Origin of the sequence: Oceanicella sp. SM1341 (assembly GCF_003448965.1) — a bacterium.
In the GTDB taxonomy this organism is placed as follows: Bacteria; Pseudomonadota; Alphaproteobacteria; order Rhodobacterales; family Rhodobacteraceae; genus Paroceanicella.
In genome coordinates, this window is record NZ_QRGC01000001.1 from 192,565 (window position 1) to 212,638 (window position 20,074).

Annotated in this window: 21 protein-coding genes; 3 read left to right on the top strand and 18 right to left on the bottom strand. The window is 68.5% G+C overall.

From position 1 onward, the window contains the following. Window positions 1-3: 3 nt before the first annotated feature. From D3P35_RS26875 to D3P35_RS00930, 15 genes are all read right to left on the bottom strand, one after another. On the bottom strand, window positions 4-279 hold the full coding sequence (locus D3P35_RS26875) for an SH3-like domain-containing protein (RefSeq protein WP_118132559.1): 276 nt from the start codon (window positions 277-279) through the stop codon (window positions 4-6). After that, complete coding sequence (locus D3P35_RS26880; RefSeq protein ID WP_255418331.1) at window positions 272-634, bottom strand: SH3-like domain-containing protein; 363 nt, start codon at window positions 632-634, stop codon at window positions 272-274. Before D3P35_RS26880 ends, D3P35_RS26875 begins: the two co-directional genes overlap by 8 nt. A gap of 128 nt (window positions 635-762) precedes the next feature. After that, the gene (gene infC, locus D3P35_RS00870; protein ID WP_118132560.1) at window positions 763-1,305 is read right to left on the bottom strand and encodes a translation initiation factor IF-3; all 543 of its coding nucleotides are present in this window, start codon (window positions 1,303-1,305) and stop codon (window positions 763-765) included. A 156-nt stretch (window positions 1,306-1,461) separates the two neighbouring features. Next, window positions 1,462-3,411, bottom strand: coding sequence for a threonine--tRNA ligase (gene thrS / locus D3P35_RS00875; protein ID WP_118132561.1), 1,950 nt, complete (start codon window positions 3,409-3,411; stop codon window positions 1,462-1,464). Window positions 3,412-3,615: 204 nt separating this feature from the next. Continuing rightward, a complete protein-coding gene (locus tag D3P35_RS00880) occupies window positions 3,616-4,437 on the bottom strand; it encodes an arginyltransferase (protein WP_118132562.1) in 822 nt (273 codons plus the stop codon). Window positions 4,438-4,563: 126 nt separating this feature from the next. Further along, the gene (locus D3P35_RS00885) at window positions 4,564-5,007 is read right to left on the bottom strand and encodes an RDD family protein (protein WP_118132563.1); all 444 of its coding nucleotides are present in this window, start codon (window positions 5,005-5,007) and stop codon (window positions 4,564-4,566) included. A 107-nt stretch (window positions 5,008-5,114) separates the two neighbouring features. Further along, window positions 5,115-5,513 (bottom strand): DUF2852 domain-containing protein, encoded by a 399-nt coding sequence (locus D3P35_RS00890; RefSeq protein ID WP_118132564.1) that lies wholly within the window; start codon window positions 5,511-5,513, stop codon window positions 5,115-5,117. Between the two features lie 101 nt (window positions 5,514-5,614). Continuing rightward, window positions 5,615-6,250 (bottom strand): TetR/AcrR family transcriptional regulator, encoded by a 636-nt coding sequence (locus D3P35_RS00895; RefSeq protein ID WP_118132565.1) that lies wholly within the window; start codon window positions 6,248-6,250, stop codon window positions 5,615-5,617. Between the two features lie 49 nt (window positions 6,251-6,299). Continuing rightward, window positions 6,300-7,214: a polyphosphate kinase 2 gene (gene ppk2, locus D3P35_RS00900; RefSeq protein ID WP_118132566.1), complete on the bottom strand. Its 915-nt coding sequence runs from the start codon at window positions 7,212-7,214 to the stop codon at window positions 6,300-6,302. A gap of 75 nt (window positions 7,215-7,289) precedes the next feature. Beyond that, a complete protein-coding gene (gene metA, locus D3P35_RS00905) occupies window positions 7,290-8,201 on the bottom strand; it encodes a homoserine O-succinyltransferase (RefSeq protein ID WP_118132567.1) in 912 nt (303 codons plus the stop codon). Between the two features lie 100 nt (window positions 8,202-8,301). Further along, the gene (locus D3P35_RS00910) at window positions 8,302-9,165 is read right to left on the bottom strand and encodes an ATPase (protein WP_118132568.1); all 864 of its coding nucleotides are present in this window, start codon (window positions 9,163-9,165) and stop codon (window positions 8,302-8,304) included. A gap of 83 nt (window positions 9,166-9,248) precedes the next feature. Then, entirely contained in the window at window positions 9,249-9,788 is a 540-nt protein-coding gene (gene ppa, locus D3P35_RS00915; RefSeq protein ID WP_118132569.1) for an inorganic diphosphatase, read from the bottom strand. 136 nt (window positions 9,789-9,924) lie between these two features. Further along, entirely contained in the window at window positions 9,925-10,491 is a 567-nt protein-coding gene (locus D3P35_RS00920) for a YbjN domain-containing protein (RefSeq protein WP_118132570.1), read from the bottom strand. A 62-nt stretch (window positions 10,492-10,553) separates the two neighbouring features. Next, window positions 10,554-11,453 carry a DMT family transporter gene (locus tag D3P35_RS00925; protein ID WP_118132785.1) on the bottom strand — a complete coding sequence of 300 codons (900 nt, stop codon included), beginning with the start codon at window positions 11,451-11,453 and terminating at the stop codon, window positions 10,554-10,556. Between the two features lie 150 nt (window positions 11,454-11,603). Further along, on the bottom strand, window positions 11,604-13,178 hold the full coding sequence (locus D3P35_RS00930) for a DEAD/DEAH box helicase (RefSeq protein WP_118132571.1): 1,575 nt from the start codon (window positions 13,176-13,178) through the stop codon (window positions 11,604-11,606). Window positions 13,179-13,476: 298 nt separating this feature from the next. On the opposite strand from D3P35_RS00930, the gene D3P35_RS00935 reads away from it, so the two are divergent. Beyond that, complete coding sequence (locus D3P35_RS00935; RefSeq protein ID WP_118132572.1) at window positions 13,477-14,289, top strand: ferredoxin--NADP reductase; 813 nt, start codon at window positions 13,477-13,479, stop codon at window positions 14,287-14,289. Between the two features lie 117 nt (window positions 14,290-14,406). Here the strand turns inward: D3P35_RS00935 and D3P35_RS00940 are convergent, their stop codons facing one another. From D3P35_RS00940 to D3P35_RS00950, 3 genes are all read right to left on the bottom strand, one after another. Then, window positions 14,407-15,174: a sterol desaturase family protein gene (locus D3P35_RS00940; RefSeq protein ID WP_118132573.1), complete on the bottom strand. Its 768-nt coding sequence runs from the start codon at window positions 15,172-15,174 to the stop codon at window positions 14,407-14,409. 170 nt (window positions 15,175-15,344) lie between these two features. Next, on the bottom strand, window positions 15,345-16,952 hold the full coding sequence (locus tag D3P35_RS00945; protein ID WP_118132574.1) for a peptide chain release factor 3: 1,608 nt from the start codon (window positions 16,950-16,952) through the stop codon (window positions 15,345-15,347). Between the two features lie 65 nt (window positions 16,953-17,017). Then, a complete protein-coding gene (locus D3P35_RS00950) occupies window positions 17,018-17,794 on the bottom strand; it encodes an ATP-binding cassette domain-containing protein (RefSeq protein ID WP_118132575.1) in 777 nt (258 codons plus the stop codon). A gap of 230 nt (window positions 17,795-18,024) precedes the next feature. On the opposite strand from D3P35_RS00950, the gene D3P35_RS00955 reads away from it, so the two are divergent. Beyond that, window positions 18,025-18,804, top strand: coding sequence for an SDR family oxidoreductase (locus D3P35_RS00955; protein WP_118132576.1), 780 nt, complete (start codon window positions 18,025-18,027; stop codon window positions 18,802-18,804). A 124-nt stretch (window positions 18,805-18,928) separates the two neighbouring features. After that, a complete protein-coding gene (locus D3P35_RS00960; protein WP_370029857.1) occupies window positions 18,929-20,050 on the top strand; it encodes an ABC transporter ATP-binding protein in 1,122 nt (373 codons plus the stop codon). Window positions 20,051-20,074 lie beyond the last annotated feature (24 nt).

Below are 20,074 nucleotides of genomic sequence, written 5' to 3' on the forward strand. Positions count from 1 at the left end.
GTCTCAGCCCTCGTCAGCTTCGAGCCAGTGCTCGTAAATTTCCGCGTCCAGCGTGTCGTCCGGATTTTCCGCCCCGGCCCCCCAGACCTCGGCCATGGTGAAGCGCACGCGCACCAGCTTGCGCTCCGGCGCGGGCAGGCCGTAGGCGAGCTGCTCGGGGTTGGGGAAGCGGCCGAGCTCCCGCTCGATCACGCCGCGCTTGCCGCGCAGGTAGCGCGGCGTGCGCACGTGCAGCCCGTGGCTGGGCCAGGTCTTCACGCGCACCGTGATCTCAGGCATCAGAGGGCTCCGCGGCGCGCGAGCAGGTGGCATAGTCCGCGCCGCGGGCGGCAACCGCCTCCATGCGCGCGGCGAGTTCGTCGGGCGTGTAGGCGCCGGCCTCGATCAGGTTGCGGTTCACGGCATAGATCCAGCGCTCGTAGTAGCTCCGGGTCTCGTAGGCGTCAGGGCCCATGTCCTCGATGGCGCGGCGCAGCCCGTCGACCGTGAACAGGCCGCGGCTCGTGGAAAGCACCATCAGCGCGTCCACGCGCTTTTCCCACAGGGCATAGTCATGCTCCGACCGCTCGACGGGGCCGGCAGGCAGGCCGCCCATGTCGTGGTAGCGGAGATCGGTTTCGGATTGCTTGCTCATGAGGGCGGAGCTTAGCGGCGCCCCGGGGCGCCGTCCAATGCTCTTTCGCGGCAGGGGCAGCTGCATGCCGCGGGTGGCCCGGCAGGCGGGCCGGCCCCCCCCCGGTGGGAGAGGCCCCGGGCGGGTGATCAGCGCAGGGGGCCGATCACCATCACCATCTGGCGGCCTTCGAGCTTGGGCATGGACTCGACCTTGCCCAGCGACTCGACATCGCCCGCCACGCGGCGCAGAAGCTGGGAGCCCAGCTCCATATGCGCCATCTCGCGGCCACGGAAGCGCAGGGTGACCTTGACCTTGTCGCCCTCGCCAAGGAACTTCGTGACGTTGCGCATCTTCACATCGTAATCGTGCTGATCGATGTTCGGACGGAACTTCACTTCCTTGATTTCAATGACCCGCTGGTTCTTGCGCGCTTCGGCCGCCTTCTTCTGCTGTTCATACTTGAACTTGCCGAAGTCCATGATCTTGCACACCGGGGGCGTGGCATTCGGCGAGATCTCGACGAGGTCGAGACCTGCTTCCTGGGCCATGGAGAGGGCGTCGCGCGGGGAAACCACGCCGACATTCTCACCGTCGGCACCGATCAGACGGATTTCGGGAGCGCGAATCCGGTCGTTCACACGGGGGCCGGTGTCGCGGGTGGGCGGCGCATTTTGAGGTCTGCGAGCTATGGTGCTGGATCCTTCGATTGTTCAAGAGAGCCCGGGCGCAATACGGCTCGTCCGGAGTTCAGGAACGCAAAAATAGTGTATTCCGCGCCAGTTGCAATGCCCGTTTCGCTCCGGGCCGGCGCGAACGGCCCGGAACTTGAACAAAACACGCTGCGATCAACGCAGATCCGGCGGCGTGGCCTCTTCGGCGAGCCCGGCGAGTAGCTCGTCGAGGCCCATCACCTTCTGGCCGTTCTCGCCCAGGCGGCGCACGGAAACGCTGCGCGCCTCCACTTCCTGCCGGCCGAGCGCAAGCAGGACCGGCACCTTGCCCACCGAGTGCTCGCGCACCTTGTAGTTGATCTTCTCGTTGCGCTTGTCGGCCTCGGCGCGCAGGCCCCGGGCGCGCAGGGCGGCCACGACCTCGTCGACGTAGTCGTCCGCGTCCGAGACGATCGAGGCCACCACCACCTGCCGCGGCGCGAGCCACAGCGGGAAACGGCCGGCGTAGTTCTCGATCAGGATGCCGATGAAGCGCTCGAAGGAGCCGAGGATGGCGCGGTGGAGCATCACCGGGCGGTGCTTGGCGCCGTCCTCGCCGACATACTCGGCCTCCAGCCGCTCGGGCAGCACGAAATCGGCCTGGAAGGTGCCGCACTGCCACTCGCGCCCGATGGCATCGGTGAGCTTGAAGTCGAGCTTCGGGCCATAGAAGGCGCCCTCGCCGGGGTCGACCACGTAATCGTTGGTGACCTTGCGCACCGCGCCCTCGAGGGCTGCCTCCGCCTTGTCCCAGATCGCGTCGGAGCCGGCGCGCACCTCCGGCCGGGTGGAGAACTTGATGTCGAAGCTGGCGAAGCCGAGATCGCGGTAGACGGCGGAGAGCAGGGTGATGAACTTCGCCGTCTCCGCCTCGATCTGGTCCTCGGTGCAGAAGATATGCGCGTCGTCCTGGGTGAAGCCGCGCACGCGCATCAGCCCGTGCATGGAGCCGGAGCTCTCGTAGCGGTGGCAGGCGCCGAACTCGGCCATGCGCAGCGGCAGGTCGCGGTAGCTCTTCAGGCCCTGGTTGTAGATCTGCACGTGGCAGGGGCAGTTCATCGGCTTCAGGGCGTTCACGCGCTTCTCGTTGGCATGTTCCTCATCGATCTCGGTGATGAACATGTTCTCGCGGTACTTGTCCCAGTGGCCGGAGGCCTCCCAGAGCTTGCGGTCCACCACCTGGGGGGTGCGCACCTCGCGGTAGTCCGCCGCGGTGAGGCGGCGGCGCATGTAGTCTTCCAGCGTGCAGTAGAGCGACCAGCCGTTGGGGTGCCAGAACACCATGCCGGGGGCTTCTTCCTGGAGGTGGAACAGGTCCATCTCGCGGCCCAGGCGGCGGTGGTCGCGCTTGGCGGCCTCCTCGAGCATGGTGAGATAGGCGGTGAGGTCGGCCTTGCTGCGGAAGGCGACACCGTAGATGCGCTGGAGCATCTTGTTGCGGCTGTCACCGCGCCAGTAGGCGCCGGCGACACTCATCAGCTTGAAGGCGTCGCGCGGCACCTGGCCGGTGTGCACGAGATGCGGGCCGCGGCAGAGGTCCTGCCAGTCGCCGTGCCAGTACATGCGGATGGCCTGGCCCTCGGGAATGGCGTTCACCAGCTCCACCTTGAAGGGCTCGCCGCGCTCCTCGTAATAGGCGATGGCGCGGTCGCGCGGCCAGACCTCGGTGCGCACGGGGTCGCGCGCGTCGATGATCTTGCACATGCGCTGCTCGATCGCCTCGAGGTCCTCGGCGGAGAAGGGCTCGTCGCGGTCGAAATCGTAGTACCAGCCGTTCTCGATCACCGGGCCGATGGTGACCTTCGTGTCGGGCCAGAGCTCCTGCACGGCGCGGGCCATGATGTGGGCGGCGTCGTGGCGGATGAGCTCAAGCGCCTGCGCCTCGTCCTTCATCGTGTGGATGGCGAGGGTGGCGTCGGCCTCGATGGGGCGGGAGAGATCGCTGAAGGTGCCGTTCACGGTGCAGGCGATGGCGTTCCTGGCGAGCGACTTGGAGATGTCGGCGGCCACGTCCATGCCGGTCACGCCGGCCTCGTATTCGCGCGCGGCGCCATCGGGCAGGGTGATCGTGATCGGGGAGGTCATGGGAGACTCCTTCAGGTTCGGCGCCTACGAAACGCCCGGTTTGTGGGAGCGCCACAAATGCGCAACCGCGCGGCGGTGTCAAGCCGAACCGGCCGGCGCGGGGCCGCGCGCGAAGCCGGCGGCCCGTTGCCGGTGGGTCCGCCATGCGCCGGAGGGGTGCACGGGGCCCGGAGACTGTCAGGAAGCGAGGGGCGGCCGGGCGGCTCAGCGGTCGTCGAGCAGCTCGCGCGAGGTGATCTCGGCCACCTGTTCGAGGATGGGGGTGGAGGAGAGCGGATGCTCGTCGGTCCGCACGGCCTCGGGACGGTCCACCCGCAGCCAGCGGCCGGCCTGGTAGATCTCGAAGGGGCGGTAGCGCGCCTTGTAGGCCATCTTCGGGCTGCCGGGCACCCAGTAACCGAGGTAGACGTAGGGCAACTGCGCATCGCTCGCGATGCGCACGTGGTCGAGGATCATGAAGGCGCCGAGGCTGCGGCGCTCCAGCGTGGTGTCGAAGAAGGAGTAGACCATCGACACGCCATCGGCCAGCAGGTCGGTGAGGCAGACGGCGATGAGGCGGTCGTTCTCCTCCGGCAGCCGGTATTCCACCACGCGGGTGCGCACCGGACTCTCCTCGATCATGGCGGCGAACTCGATCTCGTCCATCTCGGCCATGCCGCCATCGGCATGGCGGGCGTCGAGATAGGCGCGGAACAGCTCGAACTGTTCCTCCGTCGCCCAGGGGGCGTTGGAGCGGCGCACGATGTCGGAATTGCGGCGCAGCACCTTGGCCTGCGAGCGCGAGGGCCGGAAATCGGCCACCGGCAGGCGGGCGGAGAGGCAGGCGGCACAATCGGCGCAGGAGGGGCGGTAGAGCACGTTCTGGCTGCGCCGGAAGCCCTTGCGCGACAGCGTGTCGTTCAGCGCCACCGAGTTGTCACCGTAAAGCGCGGTGAACAGTTTCCGCTCCTGCCGGCCGGCAAGGTAAGGACAGGGCTGGGGAGCCGTGACGAAGAACTGCGGAGTGAGAGTACCGGTGTGGCGCATGCGACCCTGTTGTGCAGCATCTCGATTGAGAAAAGCCTAACAGCAAATTCCCCGCCCGAACAACCGCTTTCCCGGCGGCCCGGACCCGCCGGGGCCGGGCTACGTGGCGTAAGGCGGGGGCGCGGCTCAGACGGGGCGGTTGATGGCGGCGGTGCCGAGGATGAAGTCGGGGATGCCGCGGCCCGGGCGGGCGGCGATCATCAGCACGACGCTGGCCACCTGCACCAGCACGAAGGCGTAGCAGATGAGGTAGAGCACGGTGTGCGCCGCCGCGAGCCCGGTGGTGAGCCGGTCGCCGGTGACGGCGCGGATCTCGATGCCCATCATCCGCATGCCCAGCGTGGCCGAGCCGCCCGACAGGGTCATCACCCGGTAGAGCACGTCGATCACGGCCCAGACACCGGCGGTGATGAAGAACACCAGGCCGAGGCTGGGCAGGGCGAGGATGAACAGCACCAGCGCGGTGAAGATGCCCACCAGCACGATGTCGATGATCCAGGCGATGAAGCGGCGCAGGGGCACGCCGTCGTAGAACTGGGGGTCGCGGTCGGGGTCGGGCAGGCCGTTCATGTCATCCTCTCGAGGGGCAATATTCGGGGGCACAGTGGCACGCGGTGCCCCCGGCTGTCCATCGCGGGGTCCTCCGCCCGGCGAGCGGGAGGAGGGCGCGGGAGGGATCAGGCGACCACCTCGGCGTCGGAGGCATCGTCGCGGCCGCGGCGGCGCTCGTCCATGAAGCGCTCGAACTCGGCCTGGTCCTTGGCGCGGCGCAGCCGCTCCATGAAGCCGCGGAAGGCGGTCTGCTCCTCCTCGAGGCGGCGCAGGGTCTCGGCGCGGTACTCGTCGAAGGCGACGTTGCCGGTGCTCTCATGCCCGGCGCGGCGGTTGGCCCAGAAGGATTTGGCGTTGCGTTTGCAGCCCATGCGATTGCTCCAGATCATGTATGCGAGAAGGAAGAGGCCCAGCGGCCAGAACACCACGAACCCCAGCACCATGCTGGCGATCCATGCAGGCTTGCCCCTGGCGTCGAGCCAGTCTTCCACGGCCTTCAACCTGTTGGTGAGTGTGTCGATCATGTCCTCTTTGCTCCGATGTGAATGTTAATCACATTTACATACTTGGGAAGCGCAAGGCGCCGCGCAAGAGGGGGCCGGCGAAAAATCACGCAAGGTGGGGGTCAGTCGAAATCCGGCAGCAGGCCGAGGCCGCGCAGGTAGATGGCGGAGCCGGATTCGAGCAGCTCCTCGGGCGAGAAGGGCGCCCGGCGGCCGGGCCCGCCGCGGGTGAACAGCTCCACCACCCCGTGCGAGAGCGCCCAGATATGGTGGCTCACCATGCTGGTGGGCGGGCGCTTCTCGGGCGGCAGATGGGCGAAGAGCTCCTCCGCCGAGCGGTTGAGCACCCCGATGGCCCGGCCCGCGGCATCGTTGAGCTCGGCGCTGCCGGCGATGGAGAGGCCGGATTCGAACATGGCGATGTAATGCCCGGGGTGGGTGCGGGCGAAGTCGAGATAGGCCCGGCCCACCGCCTCGAAGGCGCGCAGGGGCGAGCCGGGGGCACGGGCGCGCGCGGCCTCGAGCTTCTCGGCGAAGATGAGGAAGCCGCGGCGGGCCACCTCGGCGATCAGCTCCTCGCGGCCCTTGAAGTGGCGGTAGGGGGCTGCGGGGCTCACGCCCGCGGCGCGCGCCGCCTCGGCGATGGTGAAGCCCTGGGGCCCGCGCTCCTCGATCAGGGCGATGGCGGCCTCGACCAGCGCCTCGCGCAGGTTGCCGTGGTGATAGCCGCGCCGGCCGGTCTTCTCATCCTCTGCCATGCCCCCCTCTACCCGAGCGCGCGCGCGGAGGGAAGCGGGGCCGGCATGCTCAGACGTTCTCGTCGGGCATGATCTCCGGGCCGCCGCACAGCGCCGGGTCGCTCTCGCCGATGGCGGCCTCGTCGCGCCCGTCGTAGGGCAGGGCGCGCAGCACGTGGCGGATGGCCTGCAGGCGGGCGCGCTTCTTGTCGTCGGAGCGCACCACGGTCCAGGGGGTGACGGGATTGTGCGTCGCCTCGAACATCTCGCGGATGGCGGCGGAATAGGCGTCCCAGCGCGACAGGCCCTCCACGTCGATGGGCGAGAGCTTCCAGTGCTTCAGCGGGTCGTCCTCGCGGGCGAGGAAGCGGCGGAGCTGCTCGGCCCGGCCCACGGTGAGCCAGATCTTGATGAGGTGGATGCCATCCTCGACGAGCATCGACTCGAACTGCGGCGCCTGGGCGAAGAAATGCGCCCGCTGCCGGGACGTGCAGAAGCCGAAGACATGCTCGACCACGGCGCGGTTGTACCAGGAGCGGTCGAAGAAGGCGATCTCGCCGGCGGTGGGCAGGTGGCGGATGTAGCGCTGGAAATACCACTCGCCCGCCTCCACGTCCGAGGGCTTGCCGAGGGCGACGACCCGGGCGGTGCGCGGGTTCAGGTTTGCCGCGAAGCGCTTGATGGTGCTGCCCTTGCCGGCGGCGTCGCGGCCCTCGAACAGCACCACGACGCGTGCCCCCGAGCGGCGCACCCACTCGTGCATGCGCACAAGCTCGATCTGCAGGGCCTCGAGCTGCTTGCCGTAGCTCTCGCCGTCGATGGTGGTGTCGTAGGGATAGCTGGGCGAGAGGATGTCCTTCTTCGACCCCTCCTCGATGGCCCGGCGGATTTCCTTCGGCGCCTCCTCGCGGAAGAAGCGGCCGATGGCCCCGGGCTCGACGCCATCGGGGGTCGGGGTGTCCTGTGTCGCGCTGGTATCGGCCATCGGCTGCGTCCCTATGCTGTCAGGCGGCCGGGGGGCCGCCGCAGCCCGGGCAACGCCCGGGAGCGGGGCCGGGTTTCAGCGGCCGATGTCGTTCAGATCGTACGGGCAGGATTGGTAGATGTCATTCACCCAGTTGCCGTAGAACAGGTGGGCATGGCTGCGCCAGCCGTTGCGCGGCGGGCGGGAGGGGTCGTCCTTGGGGTAGTAGTTCACCGGCACGTGGATGGGCTTGCCGCCGGCCACGTCGCGGTCGTACTCCTCCTTGAGGGTGCCGGTCTCGTATTCGAGGTGGTTGAACATGTAGAGCGCCTTGTGGGCGGGGTCGTCGACCAGGCAGGGGCCGCTCTCCTCCGAATCCGCCAGCACCTCGAGCCCGGGCGGCAGGTCAGCCTCGCGGATCTCGGTCCAGCGGCTCACCGGCACGATGAAACTGTCGTCGAAGCCGCGCAGGCAGGGCGCGGTGGGCACCCGCACCCGGTGCTCGAAACAGCCGAAGCTCTTGGTGTCCAGCGTGTGCTTGGGCACGTCGTGGAAGTGGTTGAGCATCGCCTGCGCGCCCCAGCACACCCCGAGGGTGCGGTGCACGTTGGTCTGGGTCCAGTCGAAGATGCGGCGCAGCTCGTCCCAGTAGGTGACCTGGTCGTATTCCAGCAGCTCGATCGGCGCGCCGGTGATGATGAGCCCGTCGAACTTGCGGTGCCGGGCCTCCTCGAAGGTGGCGTAGAAGCTCTCCATATGCGCGGGCGCGGTGTGGCGCGACTGGTGCTCGGTCATCCGGATCAGGCTGAATTCCACCTGCAGCGCGGTGGAGCCGATGAGGCGGACGAACTGCGTCTCGGTCTGCACCTTCTTGGGCATCAGGTTCAGGAGCGCGATCTGCAAAGGCCGGATGTCCTGGCGCAGTGCCATCTCCTCGGACATGACCATCACACCCTCGCGGCTGAGCACGTCGTAGGCGGGCAGGTCTCCGGGGATCTTGATCGGCATCGCGTTTGCTCCCTTCAGTCAGGAGCAGGGAGATAGGCCAGCGGCGCGCGCATTGCAAATGCCGCGCACGGTTTTCCCTTACGGAAGCTTGACGGGGCGCTCAGCCGCGCGCGTCGAGCGCCCGGGCGACGAGGGTGTCGAACTCGGCCGCGGTGGTGACTTCGGCGATGTCGTCGGCCTCCACCGTGACACCCCAGTTGTCGGCGATGGCCTGGTAGAGCGGGCGGCGGTGGCCGAGAAGCTGGGCGAAGCCGAAGCGGATGAAATCGTCGGGGTCGACCGCGTCTTCCTCCACGCCGCGCTCCGCGAGATAGCGGCTCCACTGCGCGCGCAGGAAATCCTCGCGGTAGTACATCGGCTTGGGCGCGCGGTCGAAGCGGGCCTTCAGCGCGTCCTCATGCGCCTCCGAGCCGCGGATGTAGACGATGAGCATCGCCTCGCTCACGCCGCGCAGCACGCGGTCTTCGGGGTCGGCCGGGTCGACCACCTCGCAGATCGAGCCGGAAGTGTCGCAGACGAAATGCGGGTAACCGTAGAGCGTGCCGGCACGCTCGATGAACTCGCCCGCATCAAGCATGGAGGCGGCCTCGGCGGCGCGGTGCAGGCGCTGGCGGCGGCAATATTCCTCGAAGGGGATGCCGCCGGCCTCGGCGTTGCCCGGCTTGCCCAGCCAGTGCGAGAGCGGCGCGAGATTGTGGAACGAGAGGTTCGAGCCGATGTAGATCGAATCCGAGCGCAGCATCTCGCGCAGCAGCGGCACCTTCATCGCCTCGCGCTTGAAATCGTCGGCGATGTATTCGCCGAGGTAGCGCGTGCCGATGCGGAAATCGACCGAGTAGTGAAACCAGTCCCCGTCATCGCGCAGCAACTGGCTGATGCGGGTCTTGCCCACGCCCGACATGCCGATGAGCGCCACGGCCTTGTGGCGGGCGCCGAGCCAGTCACGGCCGGTGGAGTAGATCATGCGGGGGCGCTCCGTGGAGGCGTGGGGGGCGGGGAGAGAGGCGGGCGCGCCGCCTCCCTCCGGATCGTGGGGTCGGCCGGGCCTCAGGCCTTGGCGACGGCGTCCACGGATTTCTGCAGGATGGTCTCGGCCTCGGCCTTGTCGCCCCAGCCGATCACCTTCACCCACTTGCCGGCCTCGAGGTCCTTGTAGTGCTCGAAGAAGTGCTTGATGCGGTCGCGGGTCTTGGCCGGGATGTCTTCCAGGTCGTTGATATGGGCCTGGAACGGGTCGGTCTTCACGTGGGGCACGGCGATGAGCTTGTCGTCCATGCCGCCGTCGTCTTCCATCTTCAGCACGCCGACCGGGCGGCAGCGGATCACGACACCGGGCTGCAGGGCGAAGTCGCACAGCACCAGCACGTCGGTCGGGTCGCCGTCGTCATGCAGGGTGTTGGGCACGAAGCCGTAGTTGCAGGGGTAGAACATCGGGGTGTTCACGATGCGGTCGACGAAGACGGCGCCGGAGTCCTTGTCGAGCTCGTACTTGACCGGCTGGCCGCCGTTCGCGCCACCGGTGATCTCGATGACCACGTTGATGTCGGAGGGGGGGTTCTTGCCCGCCGGGATCTTGTCGATGTTCATGGTTGTGCTCCTCGCACTGTCCGGTTGGTTCCACGGGCGCGCTTAGCACGGCGCGCGCGCCCTTCCAAGCCCTTCAATGTGCAGGTGCAGCATGCCCCCGCGCCGCAACCCGAGGCTGCGGCGCGGGGCAGGCGGCTCAGAAGCCGATCTTGCCCTGGAAATCCCCCAGCGCGCGCGACCAGTTGTCGAGCACGGAGGAAAAGCCTTCGGCCTGCATGCCGTTCACGCCCACCACGCAGTAGTCGAGGTAGGGGTCGAGCTCGGAATCGAGATAGGCCGGGCCGATGAACTCGTTGGAATTCCAGTCGTTCACCACGTCCGGGGTCGATCCGTTCTCGAGGTCGAAGCCGGCGGTGAAGCAGATCGTGTCGCAGCTCTCGCCCTCGGTGCAGCCGTAGAAGTCGATGTCGTAGTTCACGCCGGCCGCACCGCTCTTGATATGCGGGTCGCCCTCGGAATCCGTGCTCAGTTCGGCGCGGTAGCCCTCGGCAAGGATCGCGTCCACCAGGCTCTGCGGATCGGCGGCGGAGACTGTGCCCTCGGCGGCCGGGCCGCTGTGGTTGCCCCCTGAGTTGGCGGCCGAGCCGAGGGCGCGCAGCGCGTCGCGGCGCCAGGAGCCTTCGGCCGAGGCCGCTCCGGCGCCGAGGGTGAGCGCCATGGCAGAGAGGCAGGCAAGGCTGGCCAGCGTGGTTCGGGAAATCATCCGATGGTCCTCTTTCGTCGTGTTCGCTGTGACACGGGTACAACCAGAGATTTACCAGATGGTCAATGTGGAACTGCCCCGGCGGCCTCCCGCCCCGCGCGGCGGCGCTCGGCCCGCACGGAGATCACGTTGCCCGCGAGGATCAGCGCCGCCCCGACGAACACCGGCGCCATCAGCGGCTCGTGGTACACCCACATGCCCAGCAGCGCGATCACCGGCAGGCGCAGGAACTCCATCGGCGCCACCACCGAGGCCGGCGCGAACTGCAGCGCCGAGGTGAGGCAGAAATGCGCCGTGAGCCCGCAGACCGACACGATGAGCACCCAGGGCAGCATGGCCTGCGAGGGCACGGCGATGCCGCCCGGAAGGGCGAGGGCGAGGCCGAAGAGCCCCTGCAGCAGGGTCATCCAGAACAGCACGCAGAGCACGGTGTCATGGCGCATGATGCGCTTGGTGAAGAGCGTGTTGAGCGCAAAGCCCACCGCCGCGCCCAGCCCCGCCGCATGGCCCCATTCCAGCGGCGCCACCCCGGGCTGGGCCACGATGAGGATGCCGATGAAGCCGATGCCGGCCGCGAGCACCCGCACCCGGGTCATCTGCTCGCCGAGGAACAGCGGCGCGAGCAGCGCCACCCAGATCGGGTTGGTGAACTCCAGCGCCACCAGCTGGCTGAGCGGGATGGTGGCGACGCCGAAGAACCACAGGTTCTGCCCGGCGAAATGCACCACGTTGCGGGCGAGGTGCTGGCCCGGATGGGCGGTGCGCACCTGCGCGTAGCCGCCGCCGCGGGGCAGGGCGAGCAGCCCCAGCACCACGAGAAAGCCGATGGCCGAGCGGTACATCATCAGCTCGAACGTATCGAGCTCCGCCGCGATCTCGCGACCGGCGACCGCCATGGCCGAGAAGGATGCGATGGCCCCGAGCATCCACAGGGCCGCCTTGATGGGATTCGTGCCTTGCATGATGCCGGCGACAGTGCTGCGGGGATCGTTGGCAGGCAAGCAGTTTCGTGAACATGTGAAGCGCCTGCCGCAAGGGCAGGTGGCGGACACGAAAAGGCCGCAGCCCGGCGCCCGGACTGCGGCCCTGTTCTCTCGTGCCCCGCGGGGGGATCAGGCGGTGGCGTCTTCCTCTTCCTGCTCGGCCTCGGAGCGCGAGCGGGAGGGCTTCACCTTGAATTCACGCAGCAGGAAGGCCGGCACATGGTCGCCCAGCCCGATGACCGGCGCCTCGCGCCCGCCACCCTTGCCGCCACGGCCCTTGGAGGAGCCGCCACGCCCGCCGCGCGAGGAGCGGCCCTCGGAGCTGCGCTCCTCGGCCTCCTGCTTCGCGGGGACCGGCGCCGGCGCGGGGGCGGCCACGGCCTCCTCCGGCTCGGGAGTCGCGGCCTCGGCGGTGACGGGCTCGGTGGCCTGGGCCTCCTCGCGGTCGGCCTTGCGGGCGCGCGGCTTGCGCTCGCCACGGCGGGAGCGGGAGGGCTTGCCCTCCTTCTCGCGACGGTCGGTCGCCTCGGGGCGGAAGGCCTCGGCCTCGCCGCCGCCGAGCGGGCTTTCGACAACCGGGATCTCGGCCTTCACCAGGTCTTCGATCTGGGCGAGGTATTTCGCTTCATGCGGCAGGCAGATGGTGATGGCGCGCCCTTTCCGGCCGGCCCGGCCGGTGCGGCCGATGCGATGGACATAATCTTCCGAGTGGATCGGCACGTCGAAGTTGAACACGTGGCTCACGTTCGGGATGTCGAGGCCGCGGGCCGCCACGTCGGACGCCACGAGGAACCGGATCGAGCCGTCGCGGAAGCCGGAGAGCACGCGCATGCGCACCGCCTGGTCGAGGTCGCCGTGCAGGGCGCCCACGTTGAACCCGTGCTTCTGCAGGCTCTTGAACAGCACGTCCACGTCGCGCTTGCGGTTGCAGAAGATGATGGCGTTGCGCAGCTCCTCGCCCTCGGCCTCCATCAGCCGGCGCAGAACCTCGCGCTTCTCGGTCTCGGAGCGGTCCTTGCGGGAGGGGGCGTGCTTGCACACCGACTGCTCGATGGTGGCAGAGGCGGTGGCCTGCCGGGCCACTTCCACGCGCACCGGGTTGTGCAGGAAGGTTTCCGTGAGGCGGGTGATCTCCGGCGCCATGGTGGCGGAGAAGAACAGCGTCTGTCGGGTGAAGGGGGTGAGGCCGAAGATGCGCTCGATGTCGGGGATGAAACCCATGTCGAGCATGCGGTCGGCTTCGTCGACCACCATGATCTGCACGCCGGTGAGCATCAGCTTGCCACGCTCGAAATGGTCGAGCAGGCGGCCGGGGGTGGCGATCAGCACGTCCACGCCGCGGTCGATCAGCTTGTCCTGGTCCTTGAAGGACACGCCGCCGATCAGCAGGGCCATGGAGAGGCGGTGGTGCTTGCCGTAGATCTCGAAATTCTCCGCCACCTGGGCGGCGAGCTCACGCGTGGGGCAGAGGATGAGGCTGCGCGGCATGCGCGCCTTGGCCCGGCCCTGGGCGAGAATGGTGATCATCGGCAGGGTGAAGCTGGCGGTCTTGCCGGTGCCGGTCTGGGCGATGCCGAGCACGTCGCGCCCCACGAGGGCGTGCGGGATGGCCTGCTCCTGGATGGGCGTGGGGCTGGTGTAGCCGGCTTCGGAAATGGCTTCGAGTACCTTGGGGTCAAGGTCGAGATCGGAAAAACTGGTCATGGTTCTTTCATCCAGGCCCGCTTCGGGGCTGTTGCGGCAGGAATGGCCGCGAAAGATCCATGCGGCCCCGGGGCAGCCCGGATTGGCCCGTCCCCTCATCTGATGCGCCCCATATCGCGCGATAGTGCGGAAAAGTCAAGGATTCTGGCCGATCCGGTTGCATCGCAATATAAACATTTTTCAGGTGTGGTTTATGGCTATCCCCGAAATTTTTCGCGTAAATGTACCGCACGGGGGTTTCACAGCCCGGCACAAGGCGCTATATGCCCCGAAACCCGTGTGATGGAGCAGGTGCAACATGAGCGAAGACGCCCAGACGATCGCCGACGCGGCCCCGGCCGCCCCGAAAGGATTCGTGTCCCTCAAGGTCCATGCCGTGCGGCACTGGACCGACAGCACCTTCTCCTTTACCTGTGACCGCCCGCAAAGCTTCCGCTTCCGCTCCGGCGAGTTCGCGATGATCGGCCTCGTGGTCGACGGCAAGCCGCTGGTGCGCGCCTATTCCATCGCCTCGCCCTCCTGGGACGAGGAGCTGGAGTTCTACTCCATCAAGGTGCAGGACGGCCCGCTCACCTCGCGGCTGCAGCACCTCAAGCCGGGCGATCATATCGTGATGCGCCCCAAGCCGGTCGGCACGCTGGTGCATGACGCGCTCACCCCCGGCAAGCGGCTGATCATGTTCTCCACCGGCACCGGCATCGCGCCCTTCGCCAGCGTGATCCGCGACCCGGAGACCTACGAGAAATTCGACGAGGTGATCCTCACCCAGACCTGCCGCGACGTGGGCGAGCTCGATTTCGGCAAGGCGCTGGTCGAGGCGATCCGCAACGACGAGCTGCTCGCCGAGCTGGTGGGCGACAAGCTGCGCCTGATCACCACCACCACCCGTGAGCCCTCGCCGGAGATGGGCCGCATGACCGACTGGATCCGCGACGGCCGCTTCGCCACCGCCACCGGCGCGCCGCTCTCGCCGGAGACCGACCGGGTGATGATCTGCGGCTCGATGGGCATGCTGCAGGAGCACAAGGAGCTCTGCGAGGCCGCCGGCATGAAGGAGGGCTCGAACTCCGAGCCCGGCGATTTCGTGATCGAGAAGGCCTTCGTGGACTGAAGCCTTCCGCAAGCGCGACACGCGAGGGGCCCTGCGGGGCCCTTTTTGCTGCGCGGGCGGCGGGCATGAAAAAGGGGCGCTCCGGGGCGCCCCTGTTCCTGTCCTGCGCGCTGAGCGTCACTCGGCCGGCGTCTTCTCCGGCGCCGGGGCGGGCAGGGAGTAGCTCTCCACCTTCTCGTCGTATTTCGGGTGCAGCGTGCCGCAGACCCGGTCCCAGAAGCTGAAGAAATTCGCGTAGTTGTAGCGGAAGTGCTCGTGGTGCTGGTCGTGGAAGGTCACGCAGACCATGGGCGAGGGGAAGCGGGTGCTTTTGTCGGCGAAATACTCGAAGCCGGAATGGCCTATCTGGCCGTTGATATGGTCCCAGACCCGGTGGGCGATGAGCACCAGCGGCGGGATCGGCACGAAGATCGGCACGATCAGGTAGTAGGACTGCATGGCGAAGGCGTCGGTCAGCGTGTCGGAGTAGTTCGACCACACGGTGGGCGCCACCGAGCGGTGGTGCCAGAAATGGTGCTTGTAGAGCTTCTTCGTGTGCATCAGCCGGTGACCCCAGTAGAACCAGGTGTCGTAGAGCAGGATGGAGACGAGGAACATGCCGATGGCGCTCACCCAGGTGAGCTCGAGCGGCGCCCAGATGGTCCAGCCCATGTACTGCAGCCACAATCCCCCGGCGAGACAGCCGCAGGTGACCACCAGCGATTTCACCGACTGGATGATCTCGGCGCGCGCCCGGTCCTCGCCGCGGCGGTTGGGCTGGATGCGCCTGTCCGGGAAGCGGCGGTTGATCCACATCAGCAGGCCGCCCTGGCCGAAGTAGAGCGCGAGGGTGACGAGATACACCGCCGCCCAGATGCCGAAGAAAACGCCGATGTCAGCCCACATGTCCGGGACCCTTCCTTGCAACGGCGGCACGGCGAAAGCGCCGCCCGCGCGGGATTTTCAGTTGGGGCGCTGTCATGTCCGGGCAAGGGCTGGCAGGGACTGCGGGCCGGCTCCGGACGGGGGCAGCCTGACGGATCGCGGCGCGAGGTGCAACCCCGCGCCGCAGTGCATCAGGTATGCATTTCCTTGGTGGCGGTGAGGCGCAGCTCCGGATAGTCGCGCTCCACCCGGTCGATGTCCCACTGCAGGCGGGTGAGGTAGACCGGGTCGCCGTCGTGATCCTCGGCCATGTGGCCCTTGTTGACCTTCGTGAAGGCCTCGAGCTTGTCCTTCGGCCCGGAGATCCAGCGCGCGGAGGTGAACTGGCTGGGCTCGAAGCGCACCGGCAGGCCGTATTCCAGCTCGATGCGGCTCGCCAGCACCTCGAACTGCAGCGCACCCACCACGCCCACGATCCAGCCCGAGCCGATCATCGGCTTGAAGAGCTTGGCAGCGCCTTCCTCGGCGAACTGGGTGAGGGCCTTGTCGAGATGCTTGGCCTTCATCGGGTCGGCCGCGCGCACCGATTGCAGCAGCTCCGGCGCGAAGGAGGGGATGCCGGTGAAGCGCAGCGCCTCGCCCTCGGTGAGCGCGTCGCCGATGCGCAGCTGGCCGTGGTTGGGGATGCCGATGATGTCGCCGGCCCAGGCGTCCTCGGCGATCTCGCGCTCGGCGGCGAGGAACATCACCGGGTTCGACACCGCCATCGGCTTTTTCGAGCGCACGTGATGCAGCTTCATGCCCCGGGTGAAATGGCCCGAGCAGATGCGCAGGAAGGCCACGCGGTCGCGGTGCTTGGGGTCCATGTTCGCCTGGACCTTGAAGACAAAGCCGGAAACCTTTGTCTCGTCGGCGGAAACCTGGCGCGGCTCGGCCGGGCGCACCTGCGGCGGCGGGCCGTAATTGCCGATGCCGGCCATCAGCTCGCGCACGCCGAAGGAGTTGATCGCCGAGCCGAACCAGATCGGGGTCATCGCGCCGTCGCGGAAGGCCTGCTCGTCGAAGCGCGGCAGCAGCTCACGCGCCATCTCCACTTCTTCGCGAAGCTTTTCAAGCAGATGGGCGGGGATCTTCTCATCAAGTCTCGGGTCGTCCAGGCCCTTCATCTCGATCGAGGCGGCCTTCACGTTGCGGTCCGCCCGGTCCATCAGCTCGAGCCGGTCGTTGATCATGTCGTAGCAGCCGAGGAACTCGCGCCCCATGCCGATGGGCCAGCTTGCCGGGGCCACGTCGAGCGCCAGCATCTCCTGGATCTCGTCGATGATCTCGAACGTGTCGCGGCTCTCCCGGTCCATCTTGTTGCAGAAGGTCAGGATCGGCAGGTCGCGCAGGCGGCAGACCTCGAAGAGCTTGCGGGTCTGGCTCTCCACGCCCTTCGCGCCGTCGATCACCATGATCGCGGCGTCCACGGCGGTGAGGGTGCGGTAGGTGTCCTCCGAGAAGTCGGAGTGGCCCGGCGTGTCGACGAGGTTGAACCACCAGCGGTCGAACTCGAAGGACATGGCCGAGGCCGAGACCGAGATGCCGCGGTCCTGCTCCATCTTCATGAAGTCGGAGCGGGTGCGCCGGGCCTCGCCCTTGGCGCGCACCTGGCCGGCCATCTGGATGGCGCCCCCGTAGAGCAGGAACTTCTCGGTCAGCGTGGTCTTGCCCGCATCGGGATGCGAGATGATCGCGAAGGTGCGACGGCGCCCGATCTCGGGCGGCAGGGCGGGTTGGTTGTCGGCTCGGTCCAGCATGGCCGGGATATAGGCGAGCGGGCGCGCGAAGGGAATGCCCTATCTGCGCGCCCGGGGCCGACCCCTCAGCCCCAGGCGCGGGCGATGAAGGCGCCGCAGGCGGGGCTGCGGGGCGCGTCGAACACCTGCCGCGTCTCGCCGATCTCCAGCAGCTTGCCGGCCTGCATGTAGGCCGTGCGGTCTGCCAGCCGGCGGGCGCGGGGCAGATCGCGGCTCTGGAACACGATGGTGAGCCGGCCGCGCAAGCCCTCGAGCACGCCGAGCATGGCGTCGGCCTCGGCGGGGTCGCTCACGAAGGGCTCGCCCATCACCAGGATCTCCGGCCGGCAGGCCAGTGCCATCGCGAGGGCGAGGCGGCGCTGCTGGCCGAAGGTGAGATCGGCGCCGAAGCTCTGCAGCCGGCCGGTGAGCTCGGGCCAGAGCCCGGCACGGCGCAGCGCGGCGGTGACGGCGACATCGACCTCCGCCTCGTTGCGCGCGCGCCCGGCCGCGCGCAGGCCCCTGGCGATGCACTCGTGCACCGAGCCCTCGAGCGGCGCAGCCGCCTCCTGTACCCAGGCAATCTGGTCCGGGCGGGCAGGGCCGTCGGCCATGAGGTCGCGCCCGTCGAGGCGCACGCTGCCCTCCAGCCGGCAGTCCGGACTGTCGGCGAGGCGGCGGCCGAGCAGGGCGAGAAGCTCGGATTTGCCCGCACCCTTGGGCCCGATCAGCGACAGGCACTCGCCTGCGCGCAGCGAGAGGCAGACCGCGCGCAGCGGCGTGACATTGCCCTCGTGCAGGGTGACGTGATCGACCCGCATCAGTGGGCGGCCGGGCAGGTCCGGGAAGGGGGCGGTTTCCATGTCTGGGCTCCTTTCGCGGGTCGGATGATTCGCGCGCACCGGGGCGCCTTGCTGGTGCCAGTGTCACCCCGACGGCGGCGGAATGACATTGATCCAGGTCAGCTACGGGCGCTTTTGCAGTCCTGTGCATAAATCTGGGGCAATTGCTCCGGGTATCGACCTCTGTGAACAATTCTGAAACACATTCTTCCGTGGCCATCACGGGCCGCGCGACGGAAAGGACAGAACCGATGGATCTCGGAATCAGGGGCAGGACGGCGATCGTCTGCGCCGGCTCGAAGGGGCTTGGGCGCGGCTGTGCGGAGGCGCTGGCGGAAGCCGGCGTGGGGCTGGTGCTGAACGCGCGCAGCGAGGGCCCGCTGGAGGCGACGGCCGAAAGCATCCGCGCCCGCTTCCAGGTGCCGGTCACCACGGTGGCCTGCGACATCACCACCGAGGCCGGGCGCGACAAGGTTCTGGCCGCCTGCGAGACCCCCGACATCCTGGTGAACAACGCCGGCGGCCCGCCCCCGGGCGTGTGGTCGGACTGGGAGCGCGAGGACTGGCTGAAGGCCGTCGAGGGCAACATGATCACCCCGATCATGCTCATCAAGGCGGTGCTGCCGGGGATGATGGAGCGCGGCTGGGGCCGCATCGTGAACATCACCTCCCAGGCGGTGAAGGCGCCGATCGCCAACCTCGGCCTGTCGAACGGCGCGCGCGCCGGCCTCACCGGCTACGTGGCGGGCACGGCGCGGCAGGTGGCCTCCTCGGGCGTGTGCATCAACAACCTGCTGCCCGGCATCCACGCCACCGACCGCGCCGACGCGCTGGACATCAAGGTGGCCGAGAGCGCCGGCATCTCCATCGAGGAGGCCCGCGCCCGCCGTGCCGCCACGGTGCCCGCCGGCCGCTACGGCACGGCCGAGGAGTTCGGCCAGACCTGCGCCTTCCTGTGCTCGCAGCACGCGGGCTTCATCATCGGGCAGAACGTGCTGCTCGACGGTGGCGCCAACAACATGATGCTCTGAGCGCTATTCCCTGAGCATTGGGCGGCCCCCCGCGCGGGGGGCCGCCGCTTGCCCGCCCGCGGCGGCGGTGATACCTCAGGCAATAGCTGAGGGAACAGATCGGATATAGCCTCCCGTGCCAGACCTGCCGCCGAACCCGGCCCCGAGGCTCGCCCTCGGCAACATCTCCCGCGTCTACGACGGCGCAACCGTGGTCGACGACCTGTCCCTGAGCCTGTCGGAGGGGCAGGTGACCTGCCTGCTCGGCCCCTCGGGCTGCGGCAAGTCCACCACGCTGCGCATCGCCGCGGGCGTGGAGCGGCAGAGCACCGGCACCGTGGCGGTGGACGGGGTGACCATCTCCGACGCGCGGCGCCACCTGCCGCCGGAGCGACGCTCCATCGGCCTGATGTTCCAGGATTTCGCGCTGTTCCCGCATCTCGACGTGGCGGCGAACGTGGCCTTCGGGCTGCGCGACAAGGGCGCCGCCGGCCGTGCGCGGGTGGGCGAGCTGCTCGAGCGCGTGGGCCTCGGCAGCTTCGGCGACAAGTTCCCCCACCAGCTCTCGGGCGGCGAACAGCAGCGCGTGGCACTGGCCCGGGCGCTCGCCCCCCGGCCGCGGGTGATGCTGATGGACGAGCCCTTCTCCGGCCTCGACAACCGCCTGCGCGACGGCATCCGCGACGAGACCCTCGCCATCCTCAAGGACGAGGGCGCGGCGGTGCTGCTGGTCACCCACGAGCCGGAAGAGGCGATGCGCATGGCCGACACGATCGCGCTGATGCGCGGCGGGCGCATCGTGCAGGAAGCCTCGCCCTACAACATCTACAACGCCCCGCATGATCTTGCCGCAGCAAGGTTTTTCTCGGACGTGAACGTGATCCGCGGCCGTGTTGCGCAGGGGCGCACGGAAACTCCCTTCGGCCTGTTCCTCACGCCTGCGCTGGCCGACGGGCAGGAGGTGGAGATCGTCATCCGCCCCCAGCACCTGCGCATCGACTTCGACCGCGCGGGCCAGGGCCCGGCGCCGACGACCGAGCACGGCTCCTGGGCGCGTGGCCGGGTGGTGCGGGCGCGGTTCATGGGCTCGGAGAGCCTCGTGGAGCTCGCGATGGACCTTGACGGCACCCCGCTGCGCGCCACCATCCCCGGCGTGTTCCTGCCCCGCCCGGGCGTGCCGCTCTGGCTCGCCCTGCGCCGCGACCGCTGTTTCGTATTCCCCGTGGTGCCCCCGCAGGCGCCGCGGGCGCAGGCTGCGAAAATTTGAACGCGCAAAGCGGTGTTTGGGGTT

Excerpts from the sequence above, each read along its gene's own strand:
- D3P35_RS26880 (WP_255418331.1), bottom strand. The coding sequence starts at position 634 with ATGAGCAAGCAATCCGAAACCGATCTCCGCTACCACGACATGGGCGGC.
- D3P35_RS00935 (WP_118132572.1), top strand. The coding sequence starts at position 13,477 with ATGAGCGAAGACGCCCAGACGATCGCCGACGCGGCCCCGGCCGCCCCG.
- D3P35_RS00920 (WP_118132570.1), bottom strand. The coding sequence starts at position 10,491 with ATGATTTCCCGAACCACGCTGGCCAGCCTTGCCTGCCTCTCTGCCATG.
- ppa (WP_118132569.1), bottom strand. The coding sequence starts at position 9,788 with ATGAACATCGACAAGATCCCGGCGGGCAAGAACCCCCCCTCCGACATC.
- D3P35_RS00885 (WP_118132563.1), bottom strand. The coding sequence starts at position 5,007 with ATGAACGGCCTGCCCGACCCCGACCGCGACCCCCAGTTCTACGACGGC.
- D3P35_RS00895 (WP_118132565.1), bottom strand. The coding sequence starts at position 6,250 with ATGGCAGAGGATGAGAAGACCGGCCGGCGCGGCTATCACCACGGCAAC.
- D3P35_RS00880 (WP_118132562.1), bottom strand. The coding sequence starts at position 4,437 with ATGCGCCACACCGGTACTCTCACTCCGCAGTTCTTCGTCACGGCTCCC.
- thrS (WP_118132561.1), bottom strand. The coding sequence starts at position 3,411 with ATGACCTCCCCGATCACGATCACCCTGCCCGATGGCGCCGCGCGCGAA.
- D3P35_RS00930 (WP_118132571.1), bottom strand. The coding sequence starts at position 13,178 with ATGACCAGTTTTTCCGATCTCGACCTTGACCCCAAGGTACTCGAAGCC.
- D3P35_RS00925 (WP_118132785.1), bottom strand. The coding sequence starts at position 11,453 with ATGCAAGGCACGAATCCCATCAAGGCGGCCCTGTGGATGCTCGGGGCC.
- D3P35_RS00890 (WP_118132564.1), bottom strand. The coding sequence starts at position 5,513 with ATGATCGACACACTCACCAACAGGTTGAAGGCCGTGGAAGACTGGCTC.
- D3P35_RS00950 (WP_118132575.1), bottom strand. The coding sequence starts at position 17,794 with ATGGAAACCGCCCCCTTCCCGGACCTGCCCGGCCGCCCACTGATGCGG.
- D3P35_RS00955 (WP_118132576.1), top strand. The coding sequence starts at position 18,025 with ATGGATCTCGGAATCAGGGGCAGGACGGCGATCGTCTGCGCCGGCTCG.
- D3P35_RS26875 (WP_118132559.1), bottom strand. The coding sequence starts at position 279 with ATGCCTGAGATCACGGTGCGCGTGAAGACCTGGCCCAGCCACGGGCTG.
- D3P35_RS00940 (WP_118132573.1), bottom strand. The coding sequence starts at position 15,174 with ATGTGGGCTGACATCGGCGTTTTCTTCGGCATCTGGGCGGCGGTGTAT.
- ppk2 (WP_118132566.1), bottom strand. The coding sequence starts at position 7,214 with ATGGCCGATACCAGCGCGACACAGGACACCCCGACCCCCGATGGCGTC.
- metA (WP_118132567.1), bottom strand. The coding sequence starts at position 8,201 with ATGCCGATCAAGATCCCCGGAGACCTGCCCGCCTACGACGTGCTCAGC.
- D3P35_RS00910 (WP_118132568.1), bottom strand. The coding sequence starts at position 9,165 with ATGATCTACTCCACCGGCCGTGACTGGCTCGGCGCCCGCCACAAGGCC.
- D3P35_RS00945 (WP_118132574.1), bottom strand. The coding sequence starts at position 16,952 with ATGCTGGACCGAGCCGACAACCAACCCGCCCTGCCGCCCGAGATCGGG.